This window comes from Sphingobium indicum BiD32, assembly GCF_000382885.1.
Lineage (GTDB): Bacteria > Pseudomonadota > Alphaproteobacteria > Sphingomonadales > Sphingomonadaceae > Sphingobium > Sphingobium japonicum_C.
The window spans coordinates 1-20,389 of the sequence record NZ_CAVK010000219.1; the positions used below are offsets into that span (position 1 = coordinate 1).

At 64.0% G+C, this 20,389-nt stretch carries 15 protein-coding genes; 2 read left to right on the top strand and 13 right to left on the bottom strand.

Features of this window, described 5'->3' with window-relative positions; translation table 11 throughout:
- The 8 genes from EBBID32_RS19725 to EBBID32_RS19760 all read right to left on the bottom strand — a co-directional run.
- Positions 1-2,789, bottom strand: a 2,789-nt coding sequence (locus EBBID32_RS19725) for a UvrD-helicase domain-containing protein (RefSeq protein WP_037492072.1), incomplete at its 3' end; no start/stop codon positions are given.
- Complete coding sequence (addB, locus tag EBBID32_RS19730) at positions 2,770-5,739, bottom strand: double-strand break repair protein AddB (protein WP_006965072.1); 2,970 nt, start codon at positions 5,737-5,739, stop codon at positions 2,770-2,772. The genes addB and EBBID32_RS19725, both read right to left, overlap by 20 nt.
- Entirely contained in the window at positions 5,732-6,442 is a 711-nt protein-coding gene (locus EBBID32_RS19735; protein WP_006965073.1) for a nucleotidyltransferase family protein, read from the bottom strand. Before EBBID32_RS19735 ends, addB begins: the two co-directional genes overlap by 8 nt.
- The gene (locus EBBID32_RS19740) at positions 6,439-7,425 is read right to left on the bottom strand and encodes an aminoglycoside phosphotransferase family protein (protein ID WP_006965083.1); all 987 of its coding nucleotides are present in this window, start codon (positions 7,423-7,425) and stop codon (positions 6,439-6,441) included. Before EBBID32_RS19740 ends, EBBID32_RS19735 begins: the two co-directional genes overlap by 4 nt.
- Positions 7,422-7,880, bottom strand: a complete 459-nt coding sequence (tsaE, locus tag EBBID32_RS19745; RefSeq protein WP_006965088.1) for a tRNA (adenosine(37)-N6)-threonylcarbamoyltransferase complex ATPase subunit type 1 TsaE — start codon at positions 7,878-7,880, stop codon at positions 7,422-7,424. The genes EBBID32_RS19740 and tsaE overlap by 4 nt, the downstream gene beginning before the upstream one ends.
- Entirely contained in the window at positions 7,873-10,218 is a 2,346-nt protein-coding gene (locus tag EBBID32_RS19750; protein WP_006965089.1) for a sensor histidine kinase, read from the bottom strand. The genes tsaE and EBBID32_RS19750 overlap by 8 nt, the downstream gene beginning before the upstream one ends.
- Before the next feature lie 169 nt (positions 10,219-10,387).
- Positions 10,388-11,806, bottom strand: a complete 1,419-nt coding sequence (ahcY, locus tag EBBID32_RS19755) for an adenosylhomocysteinase (RefSeq protein WP_006965090.1) — start codon at positions 11,804-11,806, stop codon at positions 10,388-10,390.
- Between the two features lie 153 nt (positions 11,807-11,959).
- Entirely contained in the window at positions 11,960-12,520 is a 561-nt protein-coding gene (locus tag EBBID32_RS19760; RefSeq protein ID WP_037492081.1) for a YqgE/AlgH family protein, read from the bottom strand.
- A gap of 120 nt (positions 12,521-12,640) precedes the next feature.
- On the opposite strand from EBBID32_RS19760, the gene EBBID32_RS19765 reads away from it, so the two are divergent.
- Together EBBID32_RS19765 and EBBID32_RS19770 are read left to right on the top strand one after the other, a co-directional pair.
- Complete coding sequence (locus EBBID32_RS19765; protein ID WP_037492083.1) at positions 12,641-13,123, top strand: peroxiredoxin; 483 nt, start codon at positions 12,641-12,643, stop codon at positions 13,121-13,123.
- A gap of 73 nt (positions 13,124-13,196) precedes the next feature.
- Positions 13,197-14,651: an AMP nucleosidase gene (locus EBBID32_RS19770; protein WP_006965095.1), complete on the top strand. Its 1,455-nt coding sequence runs from the start codon at positions 13,197-13,199 to the stop codon at positions 14,649-14,651.
- Here the strand turns inward: EBBID32_RS19770 and EBBID32_RS19775 are convergent, their stop codons facing one another.
- From EBBID32_RS19775 to EBBID32_RS19795, 5 genes are read right to left on the bottom strand one after another with little or no spacing between them, the layout of a single operon-like run.
- A complete protein-coding gene (locus EBBID32_RS19775; protein WP_006965097.1) occupies positions 14,652-15,803 on the bottom strand; it encodes a GGDEF domain-containing protein in 1,152 nt (383 codons plus the stop codon).
- Positions 15,804-15,834: 31 nt separating this feature from the next.
- Positions 15,835-17,712: a M2 family metallopeptidase gene (locus tag EBBID32_RS19780; RefSeq protein ID WP_006965099.1), complete on the bottom strand. Its 1,878-nt coding sequence runs from the start codon at positions 17,710-17,712 to the stop codon at positions 15,835-15,837.
- A 54-nt stretch (positions 17,713-17,766) separates the two neighbouring features.
- Positions 17,767-18,528: an alpha/beta fold hydrolase gene (locus EBBID32_RS19785; protein ID WP_006965101.1), complete on the bottom strand. Its 762-nt coding sequence runs from the start codon at positions 18,526-18,528 to the stop codon at positions 17,767-17,769.
- Between the two features lie 44 nt (positions 18,529-18,572).
- Positions 18,573-19,211 carry a DUF2238 domain-containing protein gene (locus tag EBBID32_RS19790; protein WP_006965103.1) on the bottom strand — a complete coding sequence of 213 codons (639 nt, stop codon included), beginning with the start codon at positions 19,209-19,211 and terminating at the stop codon, positions 18,573-18,575.
- A 7-nt stretch (positions 19,212-19,218) separates the two neighbouring features.
- Complete coding sequence (locus tag EBBID32_RS19795; RefSeq protein WP_006965105.1) at positions 19,219-20,244, bottom strand: aspartate-semialdehyde dehydrogenase; 1,026 nt, start codon at positions 20,242-20,244, stop codon at positions 19,219-19,221.
- Positions 20,245-20,389 lie beyond the last annotated feature (145 nt).

Here is a 20,389-nt window from a genome sequence, read left to right on the forward strand (position 1 = left end):
GGGGCGGGCCGGCGCAGCCAGTCTGGCATGTCCGCCGCCGTGCGTTCCTCTACCGTTTCCGGCTCCGTCTTCCTGGACGGTAAATCCTCGGTCCCGCGCCAGCGCCGGGTCGCGCCCCAGATCGGATCGGCTTCCCATTCCGCGCCCAGCGATACCATCGCCCCATCGACCGCCGCGAACCAGCTTTCGGGCTTCACCTCGCCCCTAGCCCTTGGTCCCAGCGATCCGGCGACGATCAACTTCTCCTCCGCGCGGGTGAGTGCGACATAGAGCAGTCGCCAATGCTCCTCCCGCTCGATCGCGGCGACCTCTTCCGCGACCTTGCCAATCGGTCCCTGCCGCTCCGGCTTGCGCGGGGCCAGGATCGGCAGGCCGTTCCACAACAGCGAATCCGCGCGATTGCCCGCATCGGGATCAAGGCAGGCGTCGGCCAATATAACGATCGGGGCCTGCAACCCCTTGGCCCCATGCACCGTCAGCAGCCGCAGCATGTCGCCCTGCGCCGCGGCATCGCGGACTATGTCGACTTCGCCCCGGTCGAACCAGTCGATGAAGCGCTGGAGCGAGGGATGGTCGTCACTCTCGAACGCCAGCGCGGCGTTGAGCAATTCCTCGATCGGATCGACCGCTTCCGCCCCCAGTCGCTCGATCAGGCGGCGACGGCCATCCATCGGGCCGGACAGGATCGCCTCCAGATAGCGATAGGGCGTCGTGAAATCCGCCACCGCCAGCAGATCATGAAGGGGTTTGAGTGTCGCATCGTCCAATGTCTGTTTCAGATGCTGCCAAAGCCCGGTCTTGCGCCCGATCAGCCGGTGCATCAGCTCGTCCTGGGTCCATCCAATCAGCGGGGAAACCAGCAGCGATGCCATGTTCAACTCATCGTCGGGTTGCACCGCAAAGCGCAGCGCGGCGAGCAAATCGCGCACCGCCAGCGGCGCGTTGAGCCGCAGCCGGTCGATCCCGGCGACCGCCACCTTCTCCTCATAGAGCCGCGCCACGATCAGCCGCGCCAGTTCGCTGCGGCGACGGACCAGGATCATGATGTCGCCTGCCCGCACCGGCCGCCCCCGGCTTTCGAGCATCACACCGTCGTCGATCCATTGTTTGATCTGTTGCGCGATTTTCTGCGCCAGCACCCGCTCCTGATTGGCGATCCAATCCTCCTCGCCCTCGGCATCCTCGGACAGGTTGGCTACGACCGGTTTCCACAATTGCACTTCGCCGGGATGCCGGTTGGCGCTGATATGATGGACGTCGCCCGCCTCCAGCCCCAACCGCTCGGCGCGCAGGGTCGAAATGGTGCGGTCCACCACGTCCAGCACCGCCGGGGTAGACCGGAAACTGCGGTCGAGCGATAGATCATGAAAATCATGCCCGCTATTGTCCGCGTCCCGCTGGAACAGGATTTGCGCGGCGGCGAAATTGGCCGGACTCGTCCCCTGAAATCCAAAGATCGCCTGTTTGAAATCGCCCACCGTGAAGATGGTTCGCACCTTGTCGCCCGGCTGCCACTCGGCGGCAAAAAATTCCTCCGCCAGCGTTCGCACGATCCGCCATTGCGCCGCATTGGTATCCTGCGCCTCATCCACCAATATATGGTCGATGCGCTGGTCCAGCTTGTAGCGGATCCATTCGGCGATTCCGTCCTGCTCCAGCAGGGCTGCGGCGCGGGCGATCAGATCATCGAAATCCACCGCACCCGCCAGCCGCTTGGCCTGCGCATAGGCACGCGCATAAGCCCGTCCGGCGTGGAGCGCCTGCCCCAGCAGTGCGGCATAATCGGCGCGCAGTTTCATAGCGATCAGCGCGTTGGTGCAATCATAGAGCCGCGTCGCCATCTCGGCATAGCCGTCCATCGACGGGACATAGCCCTTGGTCAGCAGGATATCACCGTCCGCCTTCGCCCATGCACGATGCAGGTCGGTGAGGGTAGCGGCGCGTCCAACCGGATCGAGCGCACGCCATGCGGCAATCCGGTCGCACCGTTCCAGCCCGCGCCCCTTGCCCCATTGGACATTGGCCTGCACGATCCGATCGAGCATCCGCATGTCGAACACAGCATCGTCACACTGATCGGCCAGCCATTGGTCAATGTCGCCCTCAGGCAACCCCAACTCCGCCATGATCCACGGCATAATCGCATCCGGCAAGGCGTCGAGCGCTTCAGCCTTTGCAGCACAGCGCAGCAGATAGCTCTCCGCCCCGCCCTCGCCCAACCGCAGGCTGAGCGCCTGCAACGCCGCGAACAGCGCTTCGTCGCCCGTCTCATGCGCCCGCACCACCATGTCCGCCAGCGTCTGCCGGGCAAGGTTGGTCTGCTCGCGCTGATCGAGCGGACTGAAACCGGGGGTTAGCTCCGCCTCCAGCGGAAAGGCGGTCAGCAATTGCTGGCAAAAGCCGTGGATCGTCTGGATCCGCAGCCCGCCGCCGGTCGATTCCAGCACTTCGGCAAACAGCCGCCGGGCAAAATCGCGCGCATCCGGCCCGGACTCTTCGCCCAGCGCCTCCAGATCAGCGAACAGCCCCTTGTCATCCATCTGCACCCAGGCGGCGAGCCGGTCATGGATACGGTCGGCCATTTCCGCCGCGCCCGCCTTGGTAAAGGTCAGGCACAAGATATTCTCCGGCCGCACCCCTTGGAGCAGCAGGCGAAACACCCGCGCGGTCAGCACATGGGTCTTGCCGGTCCCCGCCGACGCCGAAAGCCAGACATGGGCGTCGGGCGCAGCGGCGCGGGCCTGATTACCCAGCAAGGGTTGCAGCCCCTTAGCCATCGTCGCGGCCATACCATTCCTCCAGCCGCATCAGCTGGTCATAATCACCATAATTGGCGACTTCGGGGTTGATCTCCGCTCGGAAGGGCGTGGTGCCGAGCAGGAACGCCTGCGCCAGCTCCTCAAACTGCGCATAGACGTCCATCGTGAAGTCGGCGGTGACGATCTTGTCGCGCTTGCCCAGCGGATCGACCGGGCTTTCGCGATAGCCGAACTGGTCGCCCTTCTTGGCCAGCGACCAATATTCAAAGCCGCCCGCGACTTTCTTGCCCTCGACCCCTTCAAACCCGCCATGTTCCGCAATCACCCCCAGCAGGCCCAATTGCAGCGCAAAGCCGGCCTTGACCTGCCGCGCGCTCGGTGGCTTGCCCGTCTTGTAATCGATGATGCCCAGCGTGCCGTCTGGCAGCCGGTCGATCCGGTCAGCCTTGCCCATCAGCGTGACGTCGGCAATCTCCGCCCGCCCTTCCTTCTCGACAGCAAGGATAGTGCGCCCCTCCACCTTGTCCCGCACCACTTCGGCGGCAATCCAGCGGATCGCCTCGATCAGGCGCGGTTGCCACAGGGCGCGCAGCAGGGGATGGACTTCGGGCCGGTCGAACATGGCGCGGGCGCGCGCTTCCAGATCATCGGGGTCGAGTGTCCCGGCCACCGCCCAATGCTGGAGAATGTCATGCACCGCCGTCCCGCGCCACGCTGGCCCGGCATCGGCATCGACCGGATCAAGCCGCGCCAGCCGCAACACGCGCCGGGCGTAGAAGGCGTAAGGGTCCGCCTTCAACCGGTCGACATCGGTAACAGGAATGACGGTCGGACGCGCCGAAACCGGTGGCGCGGGCGCGGGGCGACTGGCGGGGGTGTGCATGGCAGGCGTGTCCAGCGCCCGTGCGAGGGCAGCATAGCGATCCGCCACCTTCCATTGCGGCCCGGCCATCGCCTTCAATCGCAACCAGAGACGCGACGCGACCGCCGGGCCGCCGCTCCCGCGTTTGGCGCGGGTGATCAGCACATGCGGCGCGCCCAGCGCACTGGCAAAGTCATGCGCGGCAAGCCCGATCCGCGTCTCCACCCTCGGCAACCCCAATTCCCGCCGGATGCGCGGCGCCAGCCATGGGTCGGGCGCTGGCAGGCCTGGCCATGTGCCTTCGTTGAGGCCGCCCAATATCATCAGGTCCGCCTGCACCAGCCGCGCCTCGATCAGCCCCAATATTGCGATGCGTGGATGGCCGCCCTGTGGCGGACGCACCGACACGCCGCCCAACATATGGTCGAGCAGCACCGGCAGCGCGCGAATGTCCGCCTGACTCGGGCCTTCGTCCGCTGCGGCCTCCATCTCGGCAAACAGGTCAGCGGCGGCATGGCCCTGATGCCCGGCCCACACGGCATCGCCGGTCAGCGCCCCCGCCTGCTCCCGGATCGCGGCCAGTTGCCCGGCCAGATCAGTCGCGACCGCAAAGGCCCGTTCCAATGGTTCCAGCAGCGCGCGGGCGGCTGGCCACCAGTCGCGCACCTGATCGCGCAGGACGCGCTGCCGGTCATCCTCAAACGGGATCAGCAGCATGTCGATGCCCACCAGCCCCGCCTGCGGACGCGGCCGACGCAACAGAAGGTCGAGCGCCCGCACGCCATCCAGCCACGCCAACCGACCCGCCCCGCGCATCACCAGCGGATGCTTGAGCAGGGTCAGCAACGGCACCGGTGCAAACCGTTCCGCCACCGCCTGCGCCATCGCGATCAGCAAAGTACCGGGCGGCAGGCGCGACAGCGGCAGGCCCGCCGAATCGTCCGCCTCGATACCCCAGCGTTTCAGATGTGCCGACACCCGCGTCGCCAGTTGCCGGTCCGGTGTCACCAGCGCGGCGGTCCGTTTCTCCGTCTCCAGCGCCTCGCGCAGCGCAATGGCTATGGCCTGCGCCTCCTCGCCCGGCGTCGCTACCTCCAGCGCGGCAACGCCCGCCAGCGAACGGTCCGCCGTCTTGAGGTCGCGCCATCGGCTGGTAAGCTTCGGCGGCAATATCGCGTTGGAAATATTGCGCCCACGCACCGCCCGCGCATCATGCTCGCTGCCCCAGCGCCATTGCGCCACATCGTCGCGCGTCGCACTCATGGCGTGGAGCAGGCGTTTCAGCGCATATTGCGGATGGCTCTCATGACCGGAGGGGGCATGGCCGGTGACCGGATCAGGATCGAACGGCCCGATCGCGTCCCACGCCTCATCGTCCATATGCTGGTCCAGCCCGGCGAACACCACCATGCCGCCGGGCATTTCGCCGATCCGCCGCAGCAGGCCCGCGACGGCTGGCGCGGTGGTGGAAATGCCCGCCGCCACGACGAACCCGCCAGGCGGATGGTCCCGCCAGCGCGCCGCCAGCCGGTCGAACAGCCGGTTGCGCCGCTCGGTCAGGTCCATGCAGCCCAGCCGCGCCAGTTCGTCCGGCCAGCGGGCGATAACGATCTCGAACAGATGCAGCGACGTCTGCCAGTGCCGCGACAGTTCGTCGGACAAGGTCAGATCACGCAAGGCCGACACCGGCACCCGCTCCACCTGCATCTGGTCCAGCACCGCGCCCAGCGCCTGCCCCAGTTGCAGCGCCTGCCCCGCGTCAATGTCGCCCTTCACCTGCTGCACCATGCGCGCAAGGATCATCTGGCGACGCATCGGCGCAATCGCAGGGGGCAGCGCTTCCCCCTCCCCCAGCGGATCGAGCGCGCTACCGACCTGCTCGCCAATGTCGGGGTCGCCGATCGCAACCAGCCGGGGCAACAGCAATCCGCCGCCCGACGCCCGCACAAACGCATCGCTGACCGCCCGCACCGCACGGTTGCTGGGCAGCAGGATCATGCCCTGCGCCAGCGCCATCGGATCGCCGCCATGGCGCGCCAGCAGGCCCGCAACCAGCGCGTCGGAAAAGGCGCGATGCGCCGGAATGGAAAACAGCGCGGGGCGTTTGCGATCACCCATGGGTGATCATGGATTCCACGACAGGGATGGCTTTGGGCGTGCCGACATCGAACCACAGCCCCTGATGCGAGACGCCGTAAAGGCGGCCCGCCTCGATCGCGCGGTTCCAGAAGATATTGGTCGAAAACACGTCACCGGGCGGATCGCACAATAGCGAAGGCGCCATGATCTGCACACCGGTGAACACAAAGGGCGCGACATAAGCGGTCTTGCGCCGGGTCAGGCCACCAGCCGCGTCCATATGGAAATCGCCCGGTCCGGTATGGCAATGGGCGCGGGCCAGCGGCACGAGCAGCAGCAGTGCATCCATCCTGTCCGGATTCCAGATGCGCTGCATCATGCCCAGCGTTTCCTGCGGCCCGTCGATCCACAGATTGTCGCTATTGGCGCAGAAAAAAGGCTTGTCGCCCAGCAAAGGCGCGGCGTGGATCAGGCCGCCGCCCGTCTCCAGCAACTTCGCCCGCTCGTCGGACACGACAAAGTCCATACCGCCCTTGCGCGTGCGCAGATGCGCCTCGACCGTGTCGGCGAGATAGTGGACGTTGACCACTACCTTGCGTATGCCACCCGCCTCCAGCCGATCCAGCGCATGGTCCATCAGCGGCTTGCCTGCCACCTTGACCAGTGGCTTGGGTCGTGTGGCGGTCAGCGGACGCATCCGTTTGCCAAGGCCAGCGGCCATCAGCATCGCGGTATCGATCATGCCGGGTTAAACTCCGCAAGCGCATCATGACGCTGATCGGCGGGAATGTTCGCGGCAAACCACAGCGCCACCGGGGCCAGCGCCGGATGGGCCAGGTCCCGCTCCAACAGCCCCCACATGCGCGGCAGGAAGCTCAGATAGCGCGGCTTGCCGTCGCGCTGCCACAGGCGGGTGAAGATGCCGATGATCTTGGCGTTACGCTGCGCCCCCAGCACCGCATAGGCGGCGTCGAAATCGGCGGGCGGACTGGCAATCGCCTTATAGCGCGCCAGCATCGCAGCCTCGACCTGAGGCGGCACGTCGCGGCGGGCATCCTGCAACAGCGATACCAGATCATAGGCGGGATGCCCGGCCAGCGCGTCCTGAAAATCGAGCAGGCCAAGCCCGTGGGATGTCGCCCGGTCGATCAGCATGATATTCTCAGCATGATAGTCGCGCAGCACAGTGACGGTCGGGCTGGCGGATTGCTCCACGATCGGCAGCACCGCGTCCCACGCCGCGACATAGGCGTCCTCATCCACAGGCAGGCCGATCGCCCGGCAATACCATTGCGTCAACAACCCGACTTCGCGCTGATAGACTGCGCGATCATAGGGCGGCACCGGCGCGGCGGGCAGGCGGTGCAGGTCGGCCAGCAGGTCGATGGCGCGGCCATAGACCGCCAGTTCCGCATCCGGCTGATCGTCAACATGTTCCTTGACCCGCAGGTCGCCGAAATCCTCGATCAGGACCAGCCCCTGCTCCAGATCGCGCGCCAAAATCTGCGGCGCGGCAAAACCGTCCGCCAGCAAATGTTCGGCAATGGCAATGAACGGTCGGGGATCTTCATGCGGCGGCGGCGCGTCCATCAGTACCGCGCGGCGTCCGCCGTCGATGACGCGAAAATAGCGGCGGAAGGATGCGTCTCCGGCCAGCGGCACGATGGCGGCATCGCCCCATCCGGCTTGGCCAAGGAAAGCGGGCGCGGCGGCGGGGGGGATCATATCTGTGACCATCGATCCGTCCAAGCGTCGGGCACGTCCGCTGTCAAGCGCCGAGCGCCATCCGCCTCCATCGCGATGCTCAAACGCAACGCATGGGACCAGAGCCGCGATCCCAGCCGGTCGGGCCATTCGACGATCAGCAAACTGTCCATCAGATAGTCCCCCAGCGCCAGTTCCTCGGTATCCTGCGGCGTATCGAGCCGGTAGAGATCGACATGGGCCACTGGCAGCCGCACTTCGGGCACGTCATAGGGCTGGACGATGGCAAAGCTCGGACTGGGCGCCTCGCCCGCCAGCCCCAGCGCTTCCAATATGCCGCGCGCCAGCGTCGTCTTGCCCGCACCAAGCCCGCCTTCCAGCGCGATCACATCGCCGATTCGCACATGGCCGGCGATCGACTTGCCAAGGTCCAGCATCGCCGCTTCATCGGCCAGATGCACCGTTGCCTCAGCCACGGGGCAGCTCAATCACCACCATCGTCCCCTGCCCGGTCTGCGATACCAGTTCCAGCGTGCCGCCATGCGCCTGCGCCAGTTGGCGGGCCAGAGGCAGGCCGATCCCGGCCTTGCCCCCGGTACGCGCCTGTCCGGCGCGTGCGGCGGGATCGAACAGCAGTTTCTGCTGGGCGGCGGGGATGCCCGGCCCATTGTCGGAAATGACGATCCGCGCCCGATCCGCCCCGCCGTCGCCATGCAGCAGGACGCGCGCGCTCTTGCCGCAATAGCGGACCGCATTTTCCAGCAAATGGTCGATCGCCTGGCCGATCCGGCGGGCGTCGCCCTGCACCTGACCCAGACTGGCCTCTATCGTCACCGCCAGATCGATCCCCTTCGCGTTCGCATCGGCGCGGACGCGATCGGCGCTCGCGCGGGCGACGGCCGCCAGGTCGACAGGCGCACGGTCGATGGGCAAGGTTCCGGCCTCGCCCTGCGTCAGGTCCAGCACATTGTCGATCAGCATCGACAGGCGACCGGTGCTTTGCAGGATGCCGTCGACATACTCCTTGGCCGAAGCGCTCAATTCCCCGGCATAGCCTGCGCTCATCATCTCGGCGAAGCCGGCGATCGTGGTCAGCGGAGTGCGCAATTCATAGCTCATATTGGTCACGAAGGCGGTCTTGACCTCATCGGCTTGCTCCAGCGCCACATTGCGGTCCCGCAGCACCTGTTCCACCCGGCGACTGTCGGTGACGTCGAGCATGGTGAACAGCGCATTGCCATCGGGCAGCGGAATAGCGGCAAATTCAAAGATGCGCCCGTCGGCAAAACCGACATGACCGATCCGCTGCTTGCGCTCCACCGTCGCAGCGCGCACCAGTTCGCGCACCAGATTGGATTGTTGCGGCTTGGCCAGCCGCTCCTGCACCGCGCGCATCAGATCGTCGATACGCGGATGGGTCGCCAGCATTTCCTCATCCGCGCCCCAGACGGTTCGGAACCGGCTGTTCCACATTTGAAGTCGGCCGTCGGAGGAAAAGACACCGATTGACTCGAACAAATTGTCGAACGTCGCCGTCCGCACCCGCAGCAGCGTGTCACGCGCGCTCGATAGCTGTACCTGCTCGGTACGATCCTCGAAAATCAGCAGCAACCCGCCATCGGGCAGCGGTTGGGCATAGACGCGCAAATGAGTGCCGTCCTGCAACAGCCAGTTTTCCTCGACCGGATCGGGTGACAGGAACCAGTCGCGCCGTTCCCCGCGCCAGGCGGGAAAGTCGCGATGTTCGGGCAGGCGGCGGGCGTCGCGCATTTCATCCAGCACCCGCTCGAACAATGGGGCGTCGGCCAGTTGCTCCTGATGCAGGGCAAACAGGCTGATGAAAGGCTGGTTCCAGAAACGCAGCGCCCGGTCGGGACCAAATCGGGCGACACCAGCGGACAGGCGATCGAGCAGGTCGCGCTGGGCGGCCTCCAGGCGGCGATGCTCGACCCGCGCCTGTTCCAGTTCATGCTGGTCGACAGCGTAGCCCGCCACCCCGGCCTCCCCCAGCGGCACATCGACCACGCGCATGGTGCGGCGTTCGCCGTCGATCGTGGCAGGCACCATACGCTCGACCGGTTCGCCGCGCGCCAACGCATCGGCAGCGGCAGCTTGCGGCGTCAGGCCACTGACCGGCTCGACCAGTTCGACCCCGCTGCCGATCACTTCGCGCGCATCCGTGCCATCCACCGCGCGGACATAGGCGCTATTGACCAGGCTCAGGCGCAGGTCGGGGGTGCGGTGCCACATCGGGAAGGGCGCGGCCTCGACCAGCCCCGCCAAAGCCTCCAGCGCGTCGCGCAACTGGTCGACCTGGCCTTTGAGCGCCTGTATTTCAGACTGGCTGTCGGTCGCGTCGAAAATCCACAGCACGACGCCGCCGTTGGATGCCAGACCGGGCGCGGCGGGCGCGCCGCGTACCAGCAACAGGCGCGACGATCCGACACCGCGCACCGGCAGGGCAAAGCTCTTGCCCGCCTTTTGCGCCGACGCGATCTCGCGCGCCAGCGTGGCGGCATCTTCCGGTTCCAGTCCCCCATCGGCGGCGGTCAGTTCAGACGAAAAGGTAGGGACGCGAGGCTTACCCAGCCATTTGGCAAGGCGGTCGGCGGCCTCCAGTCTGCCATCAGGATGGATCACCACCGGCGCGGCAGGCGCCGAGGCGAGCAACATGGCAAGGCGATCAAGCTTGCCCTGCGCTTGCATCCCTTCGCGGCGCATCCGTTGACCGGTGACAAGCGCCCACACGGCTCCACCGAGCCACAGGGCCAGCAAGATACCCAATATGATCGCGGCGATGGGGGTCAGCGTCATTGCGCCCTCTGCTCCCATTTCAGCCGAACCTGCCTGTCGCTGTCCATAATCGCACCCGGACTAACGCAAGTCGGGCGCAGCGGGAAGCGGGCGATGCAAAGAATTGCCCTTGCCGATGAAGAGGATCAACGGAAAAGGGGGAAGGCAGCGCCCTCCCCCTCTTGCCAGATCAGTAGCGGTAATGGTCGGGTTTGAACGGACCTTCGACCGGAACGCCGATATAATCGGCTTGGCGCTGGCTCAGCTTGGTGAGCTTCACGCCCAGCTTTTCCAGATGCAGTTCGGCGACCTTCTCGTCCAGATGCTTGGGCAGGACATAGACGTCGTTACCATATTGCTCGCTCTTGGTCCAAAGTTCGATCTGTGCCAGCGTCTGGTTGGTGAAGCTGGCCGACATGACGAAGCTGGGGTGGCCAGTGGCGTTCCCCAGATTGACCAGACGGCCCTTCGACAGGACGATGATCTTCTTGCCGTCGGGGAACTCAACCTCGTCCACCTGCGGCTTGATCTCGGTCCACTTCATGTTGGCCAGGCCAGCAATTTCGATCTCGCTGTCGAAATGGCCGATGTTCGACACGATCGCCATATTCTTCATCGCGCGCATATGATCGACGGTCAGCACGCCTTCATTGCCGGTCGCGGTGACGAAAATGTCGGCGCGCGGCGCGGCCTCTTCCATCGTTACGACTTCATAGCCTTCCATCGCCGCCTGCAACGCGCAGATCGGATCGACTTCGGTCACCAGCACGCGCGCGCCGCCATTGCGGAGCGAAGCGGCAGACCCCTTGCCGACGTCACCAAAACCGGCGACGCAGGCGACCTTGCCGGCCAGCATCACGTCGGTGCCGCGACGGATCGCGTCCACCAGCGATTCCTTGCAGCCATAAAGATTGTCGAACTTCGACTTGGTGACGCTGTCGTTCACGTTGATCGCGGGGAAAGGCAGCTTGCCCTTCTTGGCCAGCTCATACAGGCGATGAACGCCGGTGGTGGTTTCTTCCGACACGCCCTTGATTGCTGCGACCGTCTTGGTCAGGAAACCGGGACGTTCGGCCAGTACGCGCCTGAGCACCGAACAGAAGATTTCCTCTTCCTCGTTCGAGGGCGTGAACAATTCTTCACCGGCCTCGACCCGCGCGCCCCACAGCGCGAACATGGTGGCGTCGCCACCATCGTCCAGGATCATGTTGCAGACGCCTGACGGATCATTGTGCCAGTCGAAGATGCGCTCGACATAGTCCCAATATTCCTGGAGCGTCTCGCCCTTGATGGCAAATACCGGTACACCGGATGCGGCGATGGCGGCGGCGGCATGGTCCTGCGTGGAATAGATGTTGCAGGTCGCCCAGCGGACCTGTGCGCCCAGTGCAGTCAGCGTTTCGATCAGCACGGCGGTCTGGATCGTCATGTGGAGCGATCCGGTGATGCGCGCGCCTTTCAACGGCTGCGACGGGCCGAATTCCGCGCGCAGGGCCATCAGGCCCGGCATTTCGGTTTCGGCGATATCCATTTCCTTGCGGCCGAAATCGGCCAGGGCGATATCGGCGATCACATAATCCTGCGCCAGGGTGGCGGAAGCGGTGGCCACGGTCGTGTCTCCGTAAACTTGAAATTATGCCTGTACCGCTGGAAAAGTCCGGGCGGCGGCGATGGCAAGCGCTTTACCAACCGTCGCCGCCCGTGGCAACTCAATATAAAGATTTCTTTATGTACTAGCCCTGATGGCCGATCGAAACCTGCGTCAGGCCGATCCTGCCCCAGGTACCAGATGGGACGAATCTACGCCGGCTGCCGCATAGGACGCTGCCCATTTGCGGTTGGTCGGCACATCGAACAGCAGATCGGCATTGCCCGGTGCCAGGAACCAACTGTCGCCCGTCATCTCCCGCTCCAGCTGCCCTGCGCCCCATCCGGCATAGCCCAGCGCTACGAGGTAGCGGCTTGGCCCGCGCCCCTTCGCAATCGCCTTCAAAATGTCGAGCGAGCCGGACAAACCCCATTGCCCGCCCACCTGCACCATATCCTGACCCGACCAGTCGAGCGAATGGAGTACGAACCCACGCCTCGGCTCGACCGGACCACCGCGCAGCACGGGCCGGTCGGGAATCGCGCTGCCGTCAATGTCGAAGCTGTCGAGCAGGCCATGCAGGCTCACCCCCTCCATCTCCTCCCCTACCGCAATGCCCATCGCCCCTTCGGCATCGTGGACGCATAGCGCGACTACGCTATGATCGAAGCGCAGGTCAGCCATGCCGGGAAGCGCGAGCAGGAAATGCCCGCCAAAGAATGTCGTCTGGTCCATCATCGGAATATAGACAAACACTGGATGATGCCAAGGATCACGCGGCATATTCCGTCCCGGCTCTTGACAGTGCGTCCGGCAGCAACGACCTGCGCCATCGTCAGTTTCAGGAGAATGATGATGACCATTGCCAAGGGCGACCGCCTTCCCAGCACGACGTTCACGAAAATGACCGAGGACGGCCCGCAGGCCGTGGCGTCGGAGGAATATTTCGCTGGTCGGACGATTGCGGTTTTTTCCGTTCCCGGCGCATTCACGCCGACCTGCTCGGCCAAGCATCTGCCCGGCTTCATCGACAAGGCCGATGCGCTCAAGGACAAGGGCGTCGATGAAATCGCCTGCACCGCCGTCAACGACGCATTCGTCATGGGCGCATGGGGCAAATCGGCGGGTGCCGATGGCAAGGTGACGATGCTGGCCGATGGCAATGGCGATTTCGCGCAGGCCGTGGGCCTGACCATGGACGGCAGTAAATTTGGCCTTGGCCAGCGCGGCCAGCGTTTCTCGATGATCGTTAAGGACGGCGTCGTTACCGAACTGAATGTCGAAGCCCCCGGCGACTTCAAGCTGTCGTCGGCCGACCATATGCTGGGCCAGCTCTGATTGAAAAGTACGGCGCGCGCTTTTGATCGCGCGCCGACTTTCCTCCGTCATGCAACTGCGTTAACAGGGGGCGATGACACAAAGCATCGGCAGCGCAACGGTCGCGCAACTGGACCGCCTCTATCAGACATCCATCGACACATTACGCGACGCCATGCGCGCCTATGGCCGCGATGGCAGCATACCGCCGCCGCAAGCGCGGCAGGACCAGCGCTTCTGCTATCCCGAATTACGCATCATCTATCATGGGGACAGCGCCGCGCCGCCGCCCGGTCGTTCCTTCGCCCGCCTGTCCAAGCCCGGCCGCTACGTCACCACCGTCACCCGACCCGCGATGTTCGGCGACTATCTCGCAGAACAGATCGACCTGCTCGTCCGCGATTATGGGGTGGAGGTCGAAACCGGGCTGAGCCATCAGCAAATCCCATTCCCCTATGTGCTGGACGGTCTGGACATGGGGGCGCTCGACGGCACACCGCCGACCGAACTGGCGCGATACTTCCCCGCCACAGAACTGGCCGAGATTGGCGACGAGATTGCCGATGGCCTCTTCATGCCCGATGCGGATGGTGAGCGGCCGCTGGCGCTGTTCGACGGGCTGCGCACGGACTTTTCGCTCGCGCGCCTCAAACATTATACCGGTACGCCAGCCGAGCATGTGCAAAGCTACATCCTGTTCACCAACTATCACCGCTATGTGGATGAATTTGTCGCCTGGGCCTGCGCGGAATTGCAGCGGGAGGGCAGCCGCTTCACTGCCCTGTCGGGTGCTGGCGGCGTCTATGTGACCCCCGAAACCGCCGATCCTGCGCGCATGATAGCGGACAGCGCCTGGCGCAGGCATCAGATGCCGGCCTATCATCTGATTGCGCCCGACGGCAGCGGCATCACGCTAGTCAATATCGGTGTCGGCCCATCCAATGCCAAGACGATCTGCGATCATCTGGCGGTCCTGCGCCCCGAAGCCTGGCTGATGATCGGCCATTGCGGCGGCCTGCGGCCCAGCCAGCGGATCGGCGACTATGTGCTGGCCCACGCCTATCTGCGCGATGACAAGGTGCTGGACGCCATGCTCCCGCCCGAAATCCCGGTCCCGGCAATCGCCGAAGTGCAGGTGGCGATGGCGCAGGCGGCCGAAGCCGTGCTGGGCGGCCGTGACCCGGAGGATTTCAAGCGTCGCCTGCGCACCGGCACCGTGGTCACCACCGACGATCGCAACTGGGAATTGCGCTATTCCAGTTCCGCCCTGCGCTTCAGCCTGTCGCGCGCGGTCGGGATCGACATGGAATCAGCGACCATCGCGGCGCAGGGCTATCGGTTCCGCGTTCCCTACGGCACATTGCTGTGCGTGTCCGACAAGCCTATTCATGGCGAACTGAAACTGCCGGGCCAGGCCAACCGCTTCTATGAGGAAGCGATTGCCAGCCATTTGCGCGTCGGGCTGATGACCTGCGAATTGCTGCGTGAAGGGGGCGCGAAACTGCATAGTCGCAAGCTGCGCGCGTTCAACGAACCCCCATTCAGATAATCAGGCAGCGTTGCGCCAGATAGCGACCCGGTCCTTGCCGTCGCGCTTGGCGTCGTAAAGGGCAGCGTCAGCGCGGGCGACCAGATCATCAAGTTGTTCGTCGCCCGCCTGCAATTCCGCCACACCAAAGCTGGCGCGCAGGTGCGCGCGCGGGGCGCTGGGCAGGATCAGGCAGCCAATCTCCGCGCGCACCCGCTCCATCACGTCAGCGGCGGCAGCCGCGTTCGTCTCGACCAGCAACAGGCCGAACTCGTCGCCGCCCATGCGCGCCACAATGTCGCCGCGGCGCACCGCGCTGGTCAGCAACTGGGCAAAGCCGCGCAATGCGGCGTCCCCGGTGATATGGCCATGGCCGTCATTCAGCGCCTTGAACCCGTCAAGATCGCACACCACCAGCGCCAGCGGCCGATCGTAGCGGCGGGCATTGGCGATGGCGCGCACTGCCGCCTCATCCAGCCCGCGTCGGTTGAGAACATTGGTCAGCGGATCATGCCGCATCTGCCGTCGCAACTGGTGCGCCAGATCACCCGCCACCACCATGACGGCCGCTACGCCCGTGCCGACATAGATGGACGGCAGGCCCAGGCCCAATATGGCGCGATAGGCCACCAGTCCCGCCCCCGGTGCCCGCCCCAGATCGGCAGCGGCGCTGATCGCCAGCGACGACTGGAACAGCGCGAACATCAGGAACATGATGAAAAATGCCATTTCCGGCGCGTTGAACCGCCGTTCGCGCGGCCAGAGCGAAGCAGCCGAACAGAGCATCAATATGCCGACATAGCCGGGCACGATCATGCCCTGAAGGGACCGGTCTTGGATCATGGCCGCATAGATGCCGCCGACGGCCACAACCGATCCTGCGGCGATCATCAATCGCCATGGCACGCTTTGCCCCGACCGCTGACGCACGCCTACGACCACCAATGTACCGCTGACGACGATGCAACTCGCGGCGAGCGCCATCAACGGGCCGCTTTTCAAGACAATACCACCGGCATTGGCGATCCATTGCATCATCGCAGCACTATAGGAGAGCGCCCAGCTCAACACATGACGCTGGCGTCCAAAGTGTAACCACGCCACCCCCATCGCCAGCGCCATGATGACGCTGGTGAAGAAGAGCAAAGCAATAATGATGATCGCCGGGTCCATGCGCCGGGCCTTTAGTAAATTTACTTGACGATTACCAGCCGCATGACTTGCCCTTATTCTGCTGGACCAGCCATTTCTGCAACGGCGCGAAATAGGCGGTCATCGCCTTGCCCGAAATCTCGCGCGTGCCAGTGAAGGCCTGCAATGCATCGGGCCAGGGTTTGGATGCGCCCATTTCCAGCATAGCGTTAAGTTTCGCCCCTACCGCTTTGTTTCCATAGAAAGAACAGCGATGCAGCGGCCCCTTCCAGCCCGATTGCTTGCAGGCCGCTTCATAGAATTGCTGTTGCAAAATGCCCGCCAGGAAATAGCGGGTATAGGGCGTATTGCCCGGAATATGGAACTTGGCGCCTGCGTCGAACTTCGTTTCATCACGGGACACGGGCGGGACGATGCCCTGATACTGGCGGCGCAGGTCGGTCCAGCCCTTTTCATACTGACTCTGGGGAATAGTGCCGTTGAACACCCCCCAGCGCCACTTGTCGACCAGTAGGCCGAACGGCAGGAAAGCCACCTTGTCCATCGCCTGCCGCAGCAGCAGGCCGATATCCTTGTCCGGTCCCGGCACCTTGGCGGCGTCGAGCAGGCCGATCTTCACCAAATAGTCGGGCGTGATCGACAGCGCGACGAAATCGCCGATCGCTTCGTGGAACCCGTCATTTGCCCCGTCCAGATACAGCGGCTTCTGTTTCTGGTAGGCGCGCTGATAATAATTATGGCCCAGCTCATGATGGATAGTCACGAAGTCGTCGCTATTGACCTTCGTGCACATCTTGACCCGTATGTCGTCCTTATTGTCCAGATCCCAGGCCGACGCATGGCAGACGACTTCGCGGTCGAGCGGCTTGATGAACTGGGTGCGATCCCAGAAGGTCGCCGGCAGCGGCGCAAAGCCAAGCGAGGAATAAAAGCCCTCACCAATCTTGAACATCTGCTTTTCCCAATAGCCGCGTCGCTGCTGTTCGGGGGTATCGGGCGTATCGACCTGACCGGGGCGGGTTTCGACATAGCCCTTGGCCTTCAATAATTCGCCAACATCATAACCCAGATCGCCCGCGCCCTTGGGGGCCACGACATCATAGATATTGCCCCAGGATTGCGCCCACATATTGCCCAGCAGATCGGCGCGGATCGGGCCGGATGCAGGCTGCACCGCGTCGCCATATTTTTCATTCAGCTTGGCGCGGGTATAGCAATGAAGCTGGTCGTAGAGCGGCTTGACCTCTGCCCAGATCTTGTCGGTCAGCTTGGCGAAATCATCGGCGGGCATGTCATATTTGGACCGCCACATAGCGCCTGTATCGGCAAAACCCAGCTCCTTGGCCCCGGCATTGGCAATGTCGACCAGCTTGGCATAATCGCCGCGCATCGGCGCGCCCACATTGTCGTGCCAGCTGACCCACATTTCCTTCAGCTCTTCGGGGTTGCGGTTATTGCCCATCTGCTCTTCAATGTCGCTGCCATTGATCGGCTGACCTTTCAGCGTCCCCTTGCCCTTGCCATAGGCCGACTGGAGCCGGGTCGCGAGATCATTCAGTTCCTGCGCCGCGCCCGGCGCAGTCGGCGCGGGCAAGGTCAGCGCCGTGCGCAGCAGATCCAGTCGACGCTTCGTTTCAACGGACAGGCCCGTCGCGGTGGCATATTTGGCCGCTTCCAGCGCATAATCGACATTCATCGACGTGCGGATTGCGCCGAAATAGGCGGCGACCGCATCGCTATCATCGCTCAGATAGGTCGAGTTGACCCAGTCGGCGCGGCTGGAGATCAACGAATGATCAAACATCGCCTTTTCCGCCTTGGCAAGGAAGGCTTCGGCCTCCGTTACGGTTGGCGCTGGCGTCTGCTGGGCAAGGACGGGCGATGCAATGAGCGCGGCCGCAAGCGCAGCGAGCGAGATGGCGATTTTCATGGGAACTCCCCTCATAGGCTTATGAAGGGAAGGTGACTTGGCCGGGCGATACAGTCAAGCCGTCAGGAAATCGACCATCGCCTGCCCCAATTCCTTGCGCGTGACGGCATTCATATGATTGCCCGGTATCTCGACATAGCGGCCATTGGGCAGCAGGTCGGCCAATTCCTGCGCCACGCCATTATCCCGGTCATCCGCGCCGCAGATGATCTCGGTCGGCTGCTGGATCGCGGCGATCGTGTCGCGCGGCGTATCGACGAAGGTGTTGAGGATGTGCAGCATGGCCACCGGATCGCCCTTGGTGGTCTTGAGGAAGGCCTCCGTCATCCATTCCGACGTGCCGCGCTCGAACGTGCCGAGGTTGGTCAGCACATTGCGGTAATAGCCGCCATTGTCGAGCGTCTGTACCAGTCCGCGCAAGCCCATGCCCGCCAGGATCACCCGCCTTGGGCTGGCTCCGCGCGCGAGCATCCGCATCGTCGTCCGCGCGCCAAGCGAATAGCCACCCAGATCATAGTCGTTCAGCCCCATTTGCTTGATCAGCGCCAGCCCGTCATCGGTCAGCGCATCGGGCGGATAGGCGGCGATATCGTGTGGCTTCCCGCTTTCCCCATGGCCGCGCAGGTCGGGCATGATCAGGCGGAAACCAGCCTCCACCAGCCGCGCGGCATGGCCATAGCGTATCCAGTTGGTGAAGGCGTTGGAGAAATAGCCATGGATCAGCACCAGATCCCGACCTTCCCCCACCACATGCACCGCGATCGGCAGGCCATCGAAACCTTTGATCTCATGGCGTTCGATCGGCAGGTCGGTCATGGGCGCAAATCCTTTCACAGCGGAGGCCGCTAGCCGATATGGCGTCAGCGGCGATGGCGCAAGAGTGCGATCATGGCGATCAGGCTGCCCAGCTGCGCGGCGGCCATATCCTTTTGCGCGTCCCAGACGTCGCCCTGCTGACCATTATAATAGTCCGCCGTCTCGCCCGCCGCCAGAAGCGTCAGCAGCCACTCGAATATTTCGTAGAGCGCGCTGCCAAGCCCGACGGCAGCCAAGGCGAAGGCAAGGCTCCAGCCATGGCGCAATCCCCCGAAGCGATGCGCGCTCTGCGCCAGCGGCATCGTCAGCAAAGCGCCGAAAGCGAAATGGACCAGCCGGTCATAGCCATTGCGCGATGTGCCGAGAAGCCAGGACAGGTCATGTCCGACCAGCGCCCGCGCCCAATCATCATAAGGCACATAGGAATATATCCATCGTGCGCCCAGCGTATGGAGCAAAAGGAAAAGCCAGATGCAGCCTGTCGCGCCGTTGGAAAGTGGCCAGCGCCGCAACAGCCATGGCGCAGCGATCAGCAACGCGATGGTCGGCCCATGTTGCAGCGGGGCCAGGTCGGGATAGGGCTGCGCGATATTGGCAAGGCCGATCGCAACGGCCAGAGACAGGATCATCCGGCGCTGCAGCACTGGAAGAGCGTTCCAGACAGCGGCAGCGCCGGAAATCATCGGGCCATCAGCCCTTCTTGAGGTGGCGACGGCCCAGCAGTTCGGCGATCTGCACCGCGTTCAGCGCTGCGCCCTTGCGCAGATTGTCGCTGACGCACCAGAGTGAGATGCCGCTGTCGACGGTCGGGTCCTCACGCACGCGGCTGATGAAGGTCGCGAAGTCGCCGACGCATTCGATGGGGGTGATGTAACCGCCATCCTCGCGCTTATCGACCAGCATGATGCCGGGGGCTTCACGCAGGATGTCCTGCGCTTCCTTGGCGCTGATTTCCTTCTCGAACTCGATGTTGATCGCTTCGCTATGGCCCACGAACACCGGCACGCGCACGCAGGTCGCGGTCAGCTTGATCTTGGGATCGAGGATCTTCTTGGTTTCCGCGACCATCTTCCATTCTTCCTTGGTCGAACCATCGTCCAGGAAAACGTCGATGTGCGGGATCACGTTGAAGGCGATCTGCTTGGTGAACTTCTTCGCTTCGGCCGGATCGCCCACGAAGATGTTGCGCGACTGCTCGAAAAGCTCGTCCATCCCCGCCTTGCCCGCGCCGGACACCGACTGATAGGTGGCGACGACGACGCGCTTGATGATCGCGGCGTCATGCAGCGGCTTCAACGCGACGACCATCTGCGCGGTCGAGCAGTTGGGGTTGGCGATGATGTTCTTCTTTGTGTAGCCGTCGATCGCGTCCGGGTTCACTTCGGGCACGATCAACGGCACGTCCGGGTCCATGCGATAGAGCGAGCTGTTGTCGATCACGACGCAGCCGGCCGCCGCCGCCTTGGGCGCATATTCAGCCGTCGGGCCGCTGCCCGCAGCGAACAGGGCGATGTCCCAGCCGGTAAAGTCGAAATGTTCGATGCTCTGGCATTTGATCGTCTTGCCGGTTTCACCGAAATCAACGGTCAGCCCCTGCGAGCGCGACGATGCGACCGCGGCGATCTCGTCAATCGGGAACTCGCGCTCGGCGAGAATGGTCAGCATTTCGCGGCCCACATTCCCGGTGGCACCTACGACGACGACCCTGTAACCCATGACTGAACACTCCACTCCGATGCAGATATTGCGGAGTGCGCGCCATAGCGGCGTTGCGCCATTTGTCCAGTGGCAAGCCCTTTGTTGCGCAAAAGTCCAGCTTTTGACGCTGGACGTTGCCAGAATGCGGCAACGCCCTTGTCGC

Coding starts and splice junctions, on each gene's coding strand:
- EBBID32_RS19765 (WP_037492083.1), top strand. CDS start 12,641: ATGACCATTGCCAAGGGCGACCGCCTTCCCAGCACGACGTTCACGAAA.
- EBBID32_RS19780 (WP_006965099.1), bottom strand. CDS start 17,712: ATGAAAATCGCCATCTCGCTCGCTGCGCTTGCGGCCGCGCTCATTGCA.
- EBBID32_RS19750 (WP_006965089.1), bottom strand. CDS start 10,218: ATGACGCTGACCCCCATCGCCGCGATCATATTGGGTATCTTGCTGGCC.
- EBBID32_RS19795 (WP_006965105.1), bottom strand. CDS start 20,244: ATGGGTTACAGGGTCGTCGTCGTAGGTGCCACCGGGAATGTGGGCCGC.
- addB (WP_006965072.1), bottom strand. CDS start 5,739: ATGGGTGATCGCAAACGCCCCGCGCTGTTTTCCATTCCGGCGCATCGC.
- EBBID32_RS19735 (WP_006965073.1), bottom strand. CDS start 6,442: ATGATCGATACCGCGATGCTGATGGCCGCTGGCCTTGGCAAACGGATG.
- EBBID32_RS19790 (WP_006965103.1), bottom strand. CDS start 19,211: ATGATTTCCGGCGCTGCCGCTGTCTGGAACGCTCTTCCAGTGCTGCAG.
- EBBID32_RS19785 (WP_006965101.1), bottom strand. CDS start 18,528: ATGACCGACCTGCCGATCGAACGCCATGAGATCAAAGGTTTCGATGGC.
- EBBID32_RS19740 (WP_006965083.1), bottom strand. CDS start 7,425: ATGATCCCCCCCGCCGCCGCGCCCGCTTTCCTTGGCCAAGCCGGATGG.
- EBBID32_RS19775 (WP_006965097.1), bottom strand. CDS start 15,803: ATGGACCCGGCGATCATCATTATTGCTTTGCTCTTCTTCACCAGCGTC.
- EBBID32_RS19760 (WP_037492081.1), bottom strand. CDS start 12,520: ATGGACCAGACGACATTCTTTGGCGGGCATTTCCTGCTCGCGCTTCCC.
- EBBID32_RS19770 (WP_006965095.1), top strand. CDS start 13,197: ATGACACAAAGCATCGGCAGCGCAACGGTCGCGCAACTGGACCGCCTC.